This window comes from Caballeronia jiangsuensis (genome assembly GCF_046030135.1).
Lineage (GTDB): Bacteria > Pseudomonadota > Gammaproteobacteria > Burkholderiales > Burkholderiaceae > Caballeronia > Caballeronia jiangsuensis.
This window is the reverse complement of sequence record NZ_JAQQDB010000035.1, coordinates 14,361-28,045: the sequence shown is the minus strand read 5'-3', so window position 1 is coordinate 28,045 and position 13,685 is coordinate 14,361. Positions and strand designations below refer to the sequence as shown.

The 13,685-nt window shown below is 62.3% G+C and carries 12 protein-coding genes; 7 read left to right on the top strand and 5 right to left on the bottom strand.

Annotated elements, in window-relative coordinates; all coding sequences use genetic code 11:
• Positions 1-12: 12 nt before the first annotated feature.
• The 4 genes from PQR08_RS29050 to PQR08_RS29035 all read right to left on the bottom strand — a co-directional run bounded on the left by PQR08_RS29050 (position 13) and on the right by PQR08_RS29035 (position 5,496).
• Positions 13-1,032, bottom strand: a complete 1,020-nt coding sequence (locus PQR08_RS29050) for an ABC transporter permease (protein ID WP_408163144.1) — start codon at positions 1,030-1,032, stop codon at positions 13-15.
• Complete coding sequence (locus PQR08_RS29045) at positions 1,029-2,108, bottom strand: sugar ABC transporter substrate-binding protein (protein ID WP_408163143.1); 1,080 nt, start codon at positions 2,106-2,108, stop codon at positions 1,029-1,031. The genes PQR08_RS29050 and PQR08_RS29045 overlap by 4 nt, the downstream gene beginning before the upstream one ends.
• A 114-nt stretch (positions 2,109-2,222) precedes the next feature.
• On the bottom strand, positions 2,223-3,896 hold the full coding sequence (locus tag PQR08_RS29040; RefSeq protein WP_408163142.1) for a GMC family oxidoreductase: 1,674 nt from the start codon (positions 3,894-3,896) through the stop codon (positions 2,223-2,225).
• Between the two features lie 91 nt (positions 3,897-3,987).
• Entirely contained in the window at positions 3,988-5,496 is a 1,509-nt protein-coding gene (locus tag PQR08_RS29035) for an aldehyde dehydrogenase family protein (protein ID WP_408163141.1), read from the bottom strand.
• A gap of 238 nt (positions 5,497-5,734) precedes the next feature.
• Between PQR08_RS29035 and PQR08_RS29030 the strand changes: the two genes are divergently transcribed.
• Positions 5,735-6,487, top strand: a complete 753-nt coding sequence (locus PQR08_RS29030; protein WP_255504216.1) for a TetR/AcrR family transcriptional regulator — start codon at positions 5,735-5,737, stop codon at positions 6,485-6,487.
• A gap of 45 nt (positions 6,488-6,532) precedes the next feature.
• On the opposite strand, the gene PQR08_RS29025 is transcribed toward PQR08_RS29030, so the two are convergent.
• The gene (locus PQR08_RS29025; protein WP_408163140.1) at positions 6,533-8,077 is read right to left on the bottom strand and encodes an acyl CoA:acetate/3-ketoacid CoA transferase; all 1,545 of its coding nucleotides are present in this window, start codon (positions 8,075-8,077) and stop codon (positions 6,533-6,535) included.
• A gap of 202 nt (positions 8,078-8,279) precedes the next feature.
• On the opposite strand from PQR08_RS29025, the gene PQR08_RS29020 reads away from it, so the two are divergent.
• Genes PQR08_RS29020 through PQR08_RS28995 form a run of 6 tightly spaced genes read left to right on the top strand, consistent with a single transcriptional unit; the run spans position 8,280 to position 13,565 of the window.
• Complete coding sequence (locus tag PQR08_RS29020) at positions 8,280-9,425, top strand: acyl-CoA dehydrogenase family protein (RefSeq protein WP_408163138.1); 1,146 nt, start codon at positions 8,280-8,282, stop codon at positions 9,423-9,425.
• Positions 9,422-10,201: a 3-ketoacyl-ACP reductase gene (locus PQR08_RS29015; protein ID WP_408163136.1), complete on the top strand. Its 780-nt coding sequence runs from the start codon at positions 9,422-9,424 to the stop codon at positions 10,199-10,201. Before PQR08_RS29020 ends, PQR08_RS29015 begins: the two co-directional genes overlap by 4 nt.
• Positions 10,202-10,209: 8 nt before the next feature.
• A complete protein-coding gene (locus PQR08_RS29010) occupies positions 10,210-11,379 on the top strand; it encodes a dihydrodipicolinate synthase family protein (protein ID WP_408163134.1) in 1,170 nt (389 codons plus the stop codon).
• Between the two features lie 2 nt (positions 11,380-11,381).
• Positions 11,382-11,801, top strand: a complete 420-nt coding sequence (locus PQR08_RS29005) for a Dabb family protein (RefSeq protein WP_187609179.1) — start codon at positions 11,382-11,384, stop codon at positions 11,799-11,801.
• Entirely contained in the window at positions 11,716-12,567 is an 852-nt protein-coding gene (locus PQR08_RS29000; protein ID WP_408163132.1) for a sugar phosphate isomerase/epimerase family protein, read from the top strand. The genes PQR08_RS29005 and PQR08_RS29000 overlap by 86 nt, the downstream gene beginning before the upstream one ends.
• Positions 12,568-12,584: 17 nt before the next feature.
• Entirely contained in the window at positions 12,585-13,565 is a 981-nt protein-coding gene (locus tag PQR08_RS28995) for a Gfo/Idh/MocA family protein (protein ID WP_408163131.1), read from the top strand.
• The last annotated feature ends 120 nt before the right edge of the window (positions 13,566-13,685 follow it).

The following is a 13,685-nucleotide window of genomic DNA, read 5'->3' as shown; positions in this document are numbered from 1 at the left end:
TTCTCCTCTCGCTCACTTGACGATGCGCCGGCGCGAGCGATTCAGCGCGAGCGTCACGGCGGCGATGATCAACACGCCCTGGATTCCCTGCTGCACATAGGGCGGGACACCAAGCAGCACCATGCCATTGCCCAGCACGATCACGATCAGCGTGCCGATTAGCGTGTTCATCGGGGTGCCGTTTCCGCCTGCGAGTGACGTTCCGCCCACCACGATCGCGGTAATCGCAACGAAAAGCTGACCGTCGGCAATGCGCGCATGTCCCTGCCCGAATTGCGCCACGGCAAGGATGCCCGCGACACCATAGAAAGCCCCGGCCAGCGCAAATACCGCAATGCGCACGCGCGAAACCCGCACGCCGCTCAACCGCGCCAAATCCTCGCCACCACCGATCGCCAGCGTGTGACGGCCAAGCAGCGTGTGCTTGTAGACGAACCAGGCGACGCCGAGCATCAGCACCGCGATCCAGACGGACAGCGGCAGACCCAGATAGCGCGTGATCGAGATGGCACGCAGCGAAGGGTCGCTCACACGGATCGTGTTCCCCGACAGCCACGCAGTTCCAATCCCGGTTGCGACAAAACCGATTGCCAGCGTCGTGATGAACGAGGGAATGCGCAGGAACACGTGCAGCACGCCGTTGACGAGGCCCAATATCGCGCCAGCGGCCAGGGCCACGGCCAGCACCCAGAGGCCGAAGTGGTTGTCGTTATACGAGTTTTCGACCAGCGTCGACACCGCGATCGCCGCAACCGCGACGATGCCTTCGGCGGACAAATCGATGCTTCCCAGTTGAATGACAAACGCGGCACCGAGTGCGATGGTGAGCGGAATCGCCGCACCCACCGCAATCCGCGAAAGGTTCATCGGATCGAAGAAGTCGTGATTGAGCGCGCCGATGCAAAGACCGAGCGCCACCAATACGAGCAACGGTGCAAAACGCCGCACAAGTGCTTGCTTCGATACGATTGGAATCCCGGTTGTTTTTGTGGACGTGGCCTGCCGGGTGGGCGCTGCGGTCAGCTTGTTCATCGATACACCACAGGACCCGCGACGCGGGCATAGAGGTTGTTCCAATCAGCGTTGGGCGCGCTCGCGCGCTTGATGACGTCCTGGATGTTCGCTTTGGTCACAAACGTGGCCTTGCAATACGACTCGCGACGGTCTTTGGGCAGCGTCGCGACGTCGATCTTTTTCTGCTTTGCCTGCAAACCCATCGACAGGCCGATGCCGCCCAGCCAGTATGGGTCCCAGTCAACCGACGCGATCAGCTCACCCGCCTTGATCGCGGCGAGTCCGGGCGGTGTGCCGTCCATGCCGGTCACCGGCATCTGGCCGGCAAGGCCTTCCGCGCGCAGTGCCTCGATCGCGCCGAGCGCCATGTCGTCGTTCGCAGCCCATACGCCCTTGATCTTCGCGTTGAAACGCGTCATCCAGGCCTGCATGATCGGAAATGCCTTTTGCGAGTTCCAGTCCGCGACCTGGAAGTCGAGCAACTGGATGTTGGGGAACTTCTTCAGCGCAGCGTCGAGACCGGCTTTGCGCTCGATCGCTGGCACGTTGCTGAAGATTCCGCCGAGCGCGACCACGCCGCCCTTGCCGCCCATCGCCTTGAACAGTTGTGTGGCGGTCTCTTCGCCGTATGCGACGCCGTCATAGGACAGATGTGCCACGTAGTTCGGGTTGTAGTCCCAGGGGTGCAGGTCTTTCGGCTTGTTCCAAATCGTGGTGACGAACGCGCCCGCCTTCGAGCACGCTTCGACGATCACCCGCGCGTCAGCCGAATCGTTCGGATCGACATTGAGCACGAGATCTCCGCCGGTCCTTTGCAAGAGCGCACGAATATCGGCGATGCCTTTTTCCGAGCTTCCTTCGGTGGTCAGCGGCACGTACGGCAAGCCCGCGCTCGACGCGAAGGCCTGCGCGCCCTTGTTGAAAGCCGCGTGGTACGGATTGGTGAGCGATCGGAAGGAACAGGCCAGCGTGGTTTGACTCGCGCCGAGCGACAGGCCAGAAAGACCGCCACCGGCCACGGCAAACGCCGCGCCTGCACCAAGCTTCATGAAGTCCCGGCGTGAAAGGGCCGAGCGGTTATCTTGTTTGGACATGGTGTCTCCTGCAAATTGGTGGGCTTGCACCCTTGTTGGCGATAAATATGCAGATAGTTACTGAATCGACGGGGCTCTATTGTCAGGCCCCACGCGTGTACCTCGCGCCGCGTATTACGCTGCCGTCGTGGAGGCGTCGCGCACCACTCGACCCGAATAACTGGCCAACTGGCCGGCAACCGGCGCTTGGCTCGCCACGCGCCCGCGAATCAGGTCCGAGGCTTTCTCCGCAATCATCAGCGTCGGCGCATTCGTATTGGAGCTGACGATGCGCGGCATCACCGACGAATCCGCGACCCGCAGCCCTTCGATACCGCGCACTCGCAACTGCGGATCGACCACTGACATCTCGTCGACTCCCATCTTGCAAGTGCCGACCGGGTGATAGCCGGTGCGTCCGTACTGCTGCGCATACTCCTCGTATTGCGCCTGTGTGCGCACGGTGCTTCCGGGGAAATGCTCGCTCTTGATGTACTTGGAGAGCGCGTGCTGGCTCATGATTTCGCGGCTTTGACGAATACCTTCCACCGCTACCTTCAGGTCATACGGATCGCGAATGTAGGCAGGATCGATGATGGGCGCATCGGCGGGATCGGCGCTGTTGAGCGTGACGCTGCCGCGGCTCTTCGGGCGCAGGAAGTAGGAGTTGAGCGTGCACCCCGAGCCGGAAGGAACCGGCGGCACACCGGCCTCCACACCGGCGCCGGGCAGGAAGTGAAATTGCAGGTCGGGGGTCGGCACGCTGCTGTCCGAGTACCAGAACGCCCCACCCTCGGCAATGTTCGACGTGACCGGCCCCTTGTTAAAGATTTTGTATTCGAGGCCGGCGAGGAGCATCAGGTGCTTCTTCGCGTACTTGTCGAGGCTGTAGGGGCCATTAAGTTCGTACACGATATCGATGTCGAAATGATCCTGCAGGTTCTCTCCAACGCCATTCAGGACATGCAAGGGCTTCACACCTACGCGCTCGAGATCGACCGCACGACCGATGCCGGAAAGCATCAGCAGCTTGGGCGAGCCGATGGCGCCCGCCGTCACGATTACCTCGCGCTCGGCCCGTGCAACCTCAACGTTCGACCGCGTGTTCTGATCGGCGAATTCGACGCCCACCGCACGTCCATTTTCGATCACGATGCGCGACACCAGGCAGTTCGTCTTGACCGTCAGGTTGCTGCGGGAGCGCGCCTCACGAAGATAGCCGACCGCCGCGCTGCAACGCCGTCCGCCACGCTGCGTGACCTGATAAACCCCGACGCCCTCTTGCTGCGCGCCGTTGAAATCGCTGTTGTAGGGCAAGCCCGCTTCCTGGCCAGCCAGCACGAAGGCTTTGGTAACCTCATTGACGCTGATGAGATCAGAAACGCCGAGGGGTCCGCCTACGCCGTGATATTCGTTGCACAGGCGCTCGTTGTCTTCCATCCGGCGCAGATAAGGCAGCACGCCGTCGCGAAAGCCCCAGCCCGTGCAACCATCGCGCTCCCAGCCGTCGTAGTCTTCTGGCTGGCCGCGGGTATAAACCATCGCATTGATCGAGCCGCCGCCGCCGAGCACGCGGCCCTGCGCGAACGGAATCTGCCGGCGTTGCGTTTCCGCCGCCTCCGCCGTGCGATAGCCCCACGTCAACGGCCCGCCCGTCATCTTGAAGAAACCGACCGGCATATGGATGTAGGGGTCGGTATCGGCAGGACCGGCTTCGAGCAACAGCACCCGGCTGCCGGCGTCTTCGCTTAGACGCGCGGCCAGCGCACATCCCGCCGCGCCACCGCCCACGATCACATAGTCATACATTGCTGTCTCCGATTCTTTGTTCGCTGCCCGCGTTGCGCGGGAAGCCTTCCGTGCGGCTCTTTGTGGCCGCTTTCGTTGAAGTGAATTCGCCTTAAGCGATCCAGCGCGGCCGGTTACCGAGCTGGACATGCACCGACTTGAGTTCGGTGTATTCTTCGACGCCATAGCGCCCGGTCTCGCGGCCGATCCCCGATTGCTTGACGCCGCCGATCGGCAGCTCAGGGCCGCCGGTAATCGTGCAATTGACCCAGATGCGCCCGGCCTGTACCTCGCGCAGGCTCTTGAACGCGTCTTGCAGATCGCGCGTCCAGATGCTCGCCGCAAGCCCGTAAGGCACGCCGTTCGCGAGCTGGATCGCCTGATCGAAGGTGTCGAACGCGGTGACCGAGAGCACCGGCCCGAAGATTTCCTCCTGCGCGAGCGTGCTGCCGGGTTGCACGTTGCGAAACACCGTTGGCTGGATAAAGTAGCGCTCGCCTTCGCTGCTTGTCGTGCCGCCGCAGACGAGCTGGGCGCCCTCCTGCGTGCCGGCGTCGATGAAGCCGCGAATTTTCTCGAACTGACGCGCCTCGACGATCGCGCCGACATGATTCGACGCATCAAGCGGATCGCCGACGCGCACCTTCGCGAGCACCGCCTGCACCCGCTCGACGAGTTCCTGCTCGACCGAGCGGTGCACGACGAGCCGGCTGCCCGACACGCAGCACTGGCCCGCGTTGAACGCGATGCCAAAGGCGATGGCATCGGCTGCATCGTCCAGATCGGCGTCGGCAAAGACGATCTGCGGATTTTTTCCGCCCAGCTCCAGCCCGACCTTCTTCATGTTGCCGCCGGCGGCAGCGAGCACCGAGCGGCCGACCGGCGTCGAGCCAGTGAACGAGATCATGTCGACGTCCATGTGTTCCGCGAGCGCCTGGCCAACCACCGAGCCGAGTCCCGTCACCACGTTGACGACGCCATCGGGCAGGCCCGCTTCGGTCAGCAGTGCGGCGAGCTTGAGCGTTGTGCTGGACGTGAGTTCCGCGGGCTTGACAACGACCGTGCATCCCGCCGCGAGGGCAAACGGCAGGCGCTCCGACAGGATGAAGAACGGAAAATTCCACGGCGTGACGATGCCCACCACGCCGACCGGCTGCCGCACGACCAGCCCGAACATATCGGGGCCGAGCGTGTCGTGCGAGTCGCCGTGCACGACACGGGCGAGGCCCGCCGCGTATTCCCAGATGCCTGCTGCCGCGGTGACTTCGCCGCGCGACTGGCCGATGGGCTTGCCACTTTCGAGCGTCTCGAGATAGGCGAGCGTTTCGACGTTGTCGCGGATCAGTTGTGCTGCCTTGAGCAGCACCGTCGCGCGTTGCTCGCCCGTGAGCCGCGACCAGCGGCCGTCATCGAATGCGCGCCGCGCCGATGCGACCGCGAGGTCCAGGTCGCTGCTCGATGCCCGCGTCGTGGCAGTTACCGCAACGCCATGGCCGGGACTCTTCCGAGTCACCCACTCGCCATTCGCGCCAGCATAGTCCTTGCCGTCGATGAACATCGGCGTGCGCACCGGCTGGGTGGGTAGGCGCAGCGCGGCTGCCAGTTCGCTTAAATCCGTCATTCCTGTCTCCAAATAAGCAATTCTTTACGGTCGACGCTTAAAACCCATCTTGTGTCGAGCTGAGCGTGTTGAATCTGTATCGGGCCTTTGATCCACTATACAGTTACTTACTAAAGTCAGATTTTTTCATTTATAGTCATGGACATGGCGCGTTACGCGTCGCATATCTACAACAGCTTCACCGCTCTGAAACAGGTCTTCATTCTGCACCACCCGGTTACTTCCTGGCAACTATTTTTTGGTTTATAGTTACCGCGATGGCGTCGGCGAGATTGACGTCCCGATCCCCTCTTTTTTCGACGACCCTATGCCCCCAGAAGCAATCCCACAAAGTCGCGCATCAAAGCCCGCCGACGCGGCAGTCACGCGCCAGCCGAGGCAGCGAGATCCGGAGGTCACACGCGCTCGCATCCTCGAGGCCGCGAAGAAAGAATTCGCGAAGCTCGGTCTCGCCGGTGCCCGCGTGGAAGCGATTGCGACCCGCTCCAAAGCAAACAAGCGGATGATCTATCACTACTTCGGCAGCAAGGAGGAGCTGTTCGTCGCAGTGCTCGAGGACGCCTACGCCGATATCCGTTCCGCCGAACAGAAGCTGAACCTCGATCACTTGTCGCCCGAGGACGCGATCGTTGCGCTCACCACGCATACCTGGAACTACTACCTGCGAAACCCCGAATTCATGACGCTCGTGAACAGCGAGAATCTTCATAAGGCACGCCACGTCAAGAAGTCTCAGCGGTTTCACGAACTGCACAAAGGGTTCATCTCCATGTTGCAGGGCATACTTGATCGCGGCGTCGAAGCAGGCGTATTTCGAAGCGGCGTCGATGCACGGCAACTGCACATCACCATGGCTGCAATCGGCTACTACTATCTGACGAACCGCTTCACGAGCGGGGTGATCTTCGACATCGACTTCATGGACAAAGCCGCCCTGAAAAGCCGTCTCGACTTCAACATCGAAACCATCCTGCGGCTCGTACGTCCCTGATAGTTACGGCGCATGGAAGCGTGGACCACTCCACGCGCCGCGGTTTCAGGCCACCTTCTCCTGAGTCGGGGACGCGCTTGGCTGCGTTCTCGCGAGCAACGCTTCATCGACGAGCGGGCGGAATGCCATGCGCGCGAGCACGTCTCGCTCGACATCGGCTCCCTCCGCAACCTCGATCAGACGTACTCCGTCTGCCTCCAGGCGAAACACCGCGCGCTCGGTCACGTACAGCACTTCCTGCTTCGAGCGCCGTGCCTGCTCGCCGCTGAACGTGATGTGCTGCACCCGCTCGACGAGCTTCGGCACGCTCCCCGCCGAGACGATATTCAGACGCGTTCCAACTTGTTCGACCTCCAGCCCCTTCGCCTCGAAGCTGCCGCAAAACACGATCTTGCGTGCACCCTGCGTGATGTCGATAAAGCCGCCCGGCCCCACCACCATCGCACCAAGCTTCGACACGTTGATGTTGCCCTCGCCGTCCATTTCGCCCATGCCGAGGAACGAGACGTCGACACCGCCACCGCTATAGAAATCGAACTGATCGACGCTTGAGAGGATCGCGTCAGCGTTGCGCGCGGTACCGAACATCGGACCGTCGAGCATTGCGCCGTTGTGGATGCCCTGCTCGACCGAGCCCCAGAACGTGCCGAGCCGTCCTTGTTCCGCCAGCAAGGCAGGGATGCCGCCGGGAATGCCGAAGCCGAAATTCGCCGACTGCCCCTCGTGCAACTCTATCGCTGCCCGCGCGGCAATGATGCGTCGAATACCCGTCGGCACTTCGTAAAAGCCTTCACCGATTGTGCATAGCGATTCGCCGCTCAACGCCGGGTCGTAGTCCGATATGACGCATTGAACCTGATCGGGCGTATCCACGAGCGTATCGACAAGAATTCCTGGAATCCGCACGAGGCGCGCGGGCACATAGCCCTCGGGTTCGCGTTCCTTCACCTGCACGATCACGCGGCCGCCGCAGTTGTGCGATGCGAGTGCGGCGGCATAGACGTCGAGATCGGCGGGTTCGCGCCGCAGCGTGACATTGCCGCTCTCATCCGCCGACGAGCCGCGCAAAACCGCAAAATCGACCTTGAACGGCTTGTAGCGCAGATATTCGCGCCCATCCAGTTCGATCAGTTCGACCAGGTCCTCAGTAGCGCGCTCGTTGATCTTGCCGCCATCGATACGCGGATCGACGAACGTGCGCAGGCCCACGTGTGTGACAAGTCCAGGCCGGCCGGCACCAATTTCCCGCAGCAGCGTGGAGATCGCGCCAGCGGGAAAGCTATAGGCTTCGAAGGCATTTTCCTTGGCCAGTTTCTGCATCGCAGGCGCCCAACTCCAGTGCCCGCCGATCACGCGTTTCACCATGCCCGGATGTGCAAAACGGCCTAGTCCGCTGCCCTTCGCGTCACCGATACCGAGTGCGTGTACCACGGTCAGATCACGCGGATGTCCGGTCTCGAGGAAACGCTGTTCGAGCTTCGCAAGCACCGCATCCGCTTCCAGCAAACCGCCGCCGGAACCCGCCAGCGCGATCGTTGCACCGTCGAAAATCTGCTCGACCGCATCTGCAGCCGCCGTCCATTTGCTCACACTACCCTCCGTTCTGATCGGCCGCAAAACCCATTGACAGCGGCCATTCGTTGGTTTTAAATAACCCACCAGATGGTTACATGTTGCGAATGTTGGCACACGAAACCTCTGAATTCAAGGCCTATTGCGTGGCGCTCGGGTTTACCTGAACCGGCGTGTCGAACCGCAAAAATCAGGTATGACGATTACATACGGAGACAGCATGAGACTCTCGGAAACCCACGAGCAGATCCGCGACACGACGCGGCGCTTCGCGCAGGAAGTGATTCGCCCCTTGGCAGAAGAACTGGACCGCGAAGAGCGCTTTCCAGCGGAGATTTACAAGCAGATGGGCGAGCTCGGCCTGTTCGGCATCACGGTGCCCGAGGCATTCGGTGGCGCCGGTCTCGATGTCACTGCTTATGCGCTCGTGATGGAGGAGTTGTCGCGCGGCTATGCGTCGGTGGCGGACCAGTGCGGATTGCTCGAACTGGTCGGTACGTTGCTCAGCGTGCACGGCTCCGACGCGCAGCGCGCGAAATACATGGAATCGCTGCTGCGCGCCGAGTTGCGGCCGGCATACTGCATCACCGAATCGGATGCGGGTACCGATGTGTCCGGCATTCGCACCACCGCAACGCGCACCGCCGAAGGATGGGAACTCAGCGGCGCAAAGCTCTGGATTCACAACGCGCCGGTCGCGGATCTCGCCTTCGTGCTCGCACGCACCGACCCGACAGCCGGCAAGCGCGGCATGAGCATCTTCATCGTCGACTGCCATTCGGCGGGTGTGTCGAAGGGTCCGAAGGAACACAAGATGGGCCAGCGCGCATCGCAGGTTGGCGAGCTGCATTTCGATCGCGTGAAGCTCCCGCATGACGCCTTGCTCGGCCAAGAAGGCCGTGGCTTCCACATCATGATGAGCGCGCTCGACAAGGGACGCGTAGGCATCGCCGCGCTGGCCGTCGGGATCGCGCAGGCGGGTCTCGAAGCCGCGCTCGAGTATGCGCAGACCCGCAAGCAGTTCGGCAGTCACATCGCCGATTTTCAAGGGGTCCAATGGATGCTCGCCGACATGGCCAAGGACATTCAGGCCGCGCGCCTGCTCGTGCACGACGCGGCTGAGCGACTCGAAGCCGGTGACCGCGCGAGCATCGCTTGCTCGATGGCGAAGTGCTTCGCCGGCGACACGGCGGTCAAGCACAGCGCGAACGCGGTACAGATTTTCGGTGGCAGTGGCTACATCCGCGGCTACGAAGTCGAACGGCTCTATCGCGATGCGAAGATCACACAGATCTATGAAGGCACGAACCAAATCCAGCGCACGATCATCGCGCGTGATTTGATCGCCAATGGAGCGCAGTTGTGAGCGGCCGTCCTGTTGCACTTGTCACAGGCAGCCGTCGCGGGATCGGGCGGGCGATTGCGGTCGAACTCGGCCGCGCTGGCTTCGACGTCGCATTGACCGACGCGGTGGCATCCGACGAGCTCGATCAGGCGGTCGCCGAAGTCGAACAGACCGGTGCCCATGCAATCGCAGTCGTGTCCGATCTCTCCGATATTGGCTCGCATCGGGCCACGCTGCTCGATATCGAAGCGCGGCTCGGTGGCCCGATCGATTGCCTCGTGAACAACGCGGGCGTATCGGTGATGTCGCGCGGCGATCTGCTCGACGTGACGCCCGAGAGCTTCGATCGCTGCATCGCCGTGAACACGCGCGGCACGTTCTTTCTGACCCAGACGTTCGCCAAACACTTTCTCGGCCGCACGCAAGCCAGCATCGCGCCTCACCCAAGCGTCATCACGATTACGTCATCGAACGCGGTCGCCGCTTCGCCTTTGCGCGGCGAGTACTGCGTGTCGAAGGCAGGGCTCTCGATGGCGAACACGCTGTTTGCGCTGCGCCTCGCCGAAAACGGCGTCGGCGTCTATGAAGTGCAGCCCGGCCTGATCGAAACCGAGATGACCGCGCCGTCCCGTGCGCGCTACGACGTCCAGATGGAACAGGGTCTCACGGCCATCAAACGCTGGGGCACGCCGCAGGAAGTCGCGACCGCCGTGCGCACGCTCGCAACCGGCGGCTTGCCCTACAGCGTAGGACAGGCCATCCGAGTCGACGGTGGCCTCCTCGTAACCAAATACTGACCACGCATATGAACCCGACAATCAAGCTGCCGACAGCCCTCGGCACGATGGACAGCTATCGCCTGCAAGGCACGCCGCTCGCCGTTCGCGTGCCGGCGCGGCCATTCAACCGCATCGCGTACTCGGCTGCTCACGTCGTCGCAGACCCGCTTCGCGCCGGCGAACTGAACACGTCTCCCGCCATCGACTGGGAACGCACGCTCGAATACCGCCGCTACCTGATCAAGAAGGGTCTCGGTATCGCTGAAGCGATGGACACCGCGCAACGCGGCATGGGTCTGCCGTGGCACAGTGCACTCGAATTGATCACGCGCACGGTCGAAGGCACGCGCGATCTCCCCGGTGCGTTGATCGCATCGGGCTGCGGGACGGATCACGTCGCGCTCAGCGCAATCACGAACTGCGACCAGGTGATCCGCGCCTACGCCGAGCAACTGGACGCCGTGCAACGCGTGGGCGGACGCGTCATTCTGATGGCAAGCCGCGCACTCGCTCGTGTCGCACATTCGCCGGACGACTACCGCCGCGTCTATCGCGAAGTGCTGGCGATGTGCGATCAGCCGGTGATCCTGCACTGGCTCGGCGAGATGTTCGATCCTGAACTTGCAGGCTACTGGGGCGTGTCGGAGTATGAAAGCGCAGCGCAGGTCTGCCTCGACGTGATCGGCGCGAGCGTGGATCGTGTCGATGGCATCAAGATTTCCCTGCTCGACGACGCCAAGGAAATCTCCTTCCGCCAGCAACTACCGAAGACGGTCAAGATGTACACCGGCGACGACTTTAACTACCCGAGTCTGATCGCGGGCGATGACGCCGGCTATTCGCATGCGTTGCTGGGCATCTTCGATGCAATCGCGCCGGCTGCATCGCAAGCGCTCGATGCGCTCGCCAACGACGACCTCGACACGTTCCATATGCTGCTTGCGCCCACGGTGCCGCTGTCGCGCCACATCTTCCGCGCGCCGACGCAGTACTACAAGACCGGTGTGGTGTTTCTCGCCTATCTGAACGGCTTTCAGGACCACTTTTTCATGCTCGGCGGCCACCACGGCATGCGCCCGCCCGCCTATCTCGCGGATATCTTTCGTCTTGCCGATCAGGCAGGTCTGCTGCGCGATCCCGACGATGCCATCGGCCGCGTGCGCAAGGTCATGGCGGCGCTCGGCTGCGGCGAATGATCATGTCTCATTCGAACGCACCCGTGCGGCATATCGTGCTGTGTCGCTTTCGTAGCGACGTCGCGGCTGCGAGCCGGCTGGTTTTCTTCGAGCAGATCGGACGGCTCGCGGAAATTCCCGGCATTGCGTTCACGAACTTCCAGTGCGGCGCCAACGTCTCTCCCGAAGGCTTCGGCATGGACTTCGCCGATGGCTTCATGATGGACTTCGCGAGCCGTGCCGCATGCTTCGCGTATCTCGCGCATCCGACCCATCGCGCCATCGGCGAGCGGCTCATCGAGGCACTCGAAGGCGGCGCTCATGGGCTGCTCGTCTTCGACATCACACTGGACAACCATGAGAAACCTGCAGGGAAGACTCGATCTGTGCTCCGTCAACACCGCGACGCTCGGCCATCGCGAACCGCTGAGCATCACGATTGACCGCATTGCGGCGGCAGGATTCGGCGGTATCGCGCCGTGGCGTCACGAGGTGGAAAACGCGAACGTCACCGACGTGGCAAGACAGATCCGGGCGCTCGGCCTGAGCGTGACGGGTTATTGCCGGTCGACCTATCTGCCGGCGACCAGCCAGGCGCAGTTCGCGGCGAACATCGAAGCGAACAAGGCCGCCCTGCGCGATGCCGCAATCCTTAAGGCACGCGCTTTCGTCATGGTGGTCGGTGGCCTGCCCGAAGGCAGCCGCGATCTCGATGGCGCACGCGCTCAGGTCATCGACGGAATCGGCGAACTGCTCGAGACCGCGCGCGGTTGTGGCGTGCCGCTCGCGCTCGAACCGCTCCATCCGATGTACGCGGCGGACCGCGCCGTGCTCAACACGCTTGCGCAGGCGCTCGACATCTGCGCCGAACTCGATCCCGGTCACGAAGGTCATCTCGGGGTCGCGGTCGATGTCTATCACTGCTGGTGGGACCCGGCGCTGCGCGCATCAATCGCGCGAGCGGGACAGGACGACCGCCTGCTCGCTTTTCATGTGTGCGACTGGCTGCGCGACACCCGCGATCTGCTGCTGGATCGCGGCATGATGGGCGATGGTGTTGTCGATCTCCCGGACATCCGACGGAGCGTCGAGCAAGCGGGTTATGACGGTCTGGTCGAAGTCGAAATATTTTCAAAAGAGAACTGGTGGCGCCGCGATCCGGGTGAAGTGCTGCGCATGTGCGCAGATCGCCTGCAGACGGTGTGTTGAACTTCAAGGAAAACACGATGCGTGACAAGATCCGCTGGGGCGTGCTTGGCGCCGCGAGAATCGCCGACCATTTCGTGGTGCCCGCCATCCAGCGTTCGGCGAATGGCCGTGTGACGTGCGTCGCCGCCCGGGACCGTGAGCGCGCAGCCGCGTTCGCCGCACGGCATGACATCGCGGCAACCCATGCAAGTTACGAAGAAGTCGTCGCAAGTGATGAGGTCGATGCCGTGTACATTCCTTTGCCGACGGCCAGTCACTTCGAGTGGTGCCGGAAGGCGCTTCTTGCCGGCAAGCACGTGCTGTGCGAAAAGCCGATCGCGATGACTGCCTCACAGGTTCGTGAGTTGATCGAGCTGCGGGACGCGACCGGTCTGATCTGCGGCGAGGCCTTCATGGTTGCGCACCATCCGCAGTGGGCATTTGTGAGAGCGCGCATCGCAGACGGGACACTCGGCGAATGGCAGCGCGTGGAAGGGTCCTTCACTTATTTCAACGACGATCCGCACGCGCTCAAGAACGATCTGGCGCTGGGCGGCGGAGGTGTGCGTGACATCGGCGTCTATCCGGTGGTCACGACGCGCATCGCGACCGGTCTGGAGCCTGTCGCGATCCACGCCGACATCACCATCGATCCGCGCTTCGGCACGGACAAGCTGGCAGTCTGCGAACTGACATTTCCGGGCTTCGATCTTCACTTTTACTGCGGCACTCAACTCGCCCGCCATCAGCAGATGATCTTCCATGGTTCGAAAGGCTGGCTCTTGCTGGATGCGCCGTTCAACCCCGGCGTGTATGCCGACGCAAGAGTTCACATTCGTTCAGATCACACCGGAAAAGTCGAAACGGTCGAGTTCGGAAACGCCGATCAGTATCAGTCGATGGTGGAAAACTTCAGTGCGGCGGTGCTTGGGCCGGACAAATCGATTGTATTTGCGCTCGAGAATTCGCTGGGCAACCAGCTTGTCATCGACGAGGTGCTGTCTCATGCCAGCCACTAGCGCGACCGCAAGGAAGAAAGCCACGTCAATGATCGATGTTCGGCAACTTCGCGAAACCCGCGCGCTGGCGGCGGCTGGCGCCAACGCGGAGGACGCGTCCTTATGGCGATGGTTTTCGGC

Bases quoted from the DNA above. Each gene is read 5' to 3' on its own strand.
- PQR08_RS29050 (WP_408163144.1), bottom strand. From the start codon at position 1,032: ATGAACAAGCTGACCGCAGCGCCCACCCGGCAGGCCACGTCCACAAAA.
- PQR08_RS29045 (WP_408163143.1), bottom strand. From the start codon at position 2,108: ATGTCCAAACAAGATAACCGCTCGGCCCTTTCACGCCGGGACTTCATG.
- PQR08_RS29040 (WP_408163142.1), bottom strand. From the start codon at position 3,896: ATGTATGACTATGTGATCGTGGGCGGTGGCGCGGCGGGATGTGCGCTG.
- PQR08_RS29035 (WP_408163141.1), bottom strand. From the start codon at position 5,496: ATGACGGATTTAAGCGAACTGGCAGCCGCGCTGCGCCTACCCACCCAG.
- PQR08_RS29020 (WP_408163138.1), top strand. From the start codon at position 8,280: ATGAGACTCTCGGAAACCCACGAGCAGATCCGCGACACGACGCGGCGC.
- PQR08_RS29010 (WP_408163134.1), top strand. From the start codon at position 10,210: ATGAACCCGACAATCAAGCTGCCGACAGCCCTCGGCACGATGGACAGC.
- PQR08_RS29005 (WP_187609179.1), top strand. From the start codon at position 11,382: ATGTCTCATTCGAACGCACCCGTGCGGCATATCGTGCTGTGTCGCTTT.
- PQR08_RS29000 (WP_408163132.1), top strand. From the start codon at position 11,716: ATGAGAAACCTGCAGGGAAGACTCGATCTGTGCTCCGTCAACACCGCG.
- PQR08_RS28995 (WP_408163131.1), top strand. From the start codon at position 12,585: ATGCGTGACAAGATCCGCTGGGGCGTGCTTGGCGCCGCGAGAATCGCC.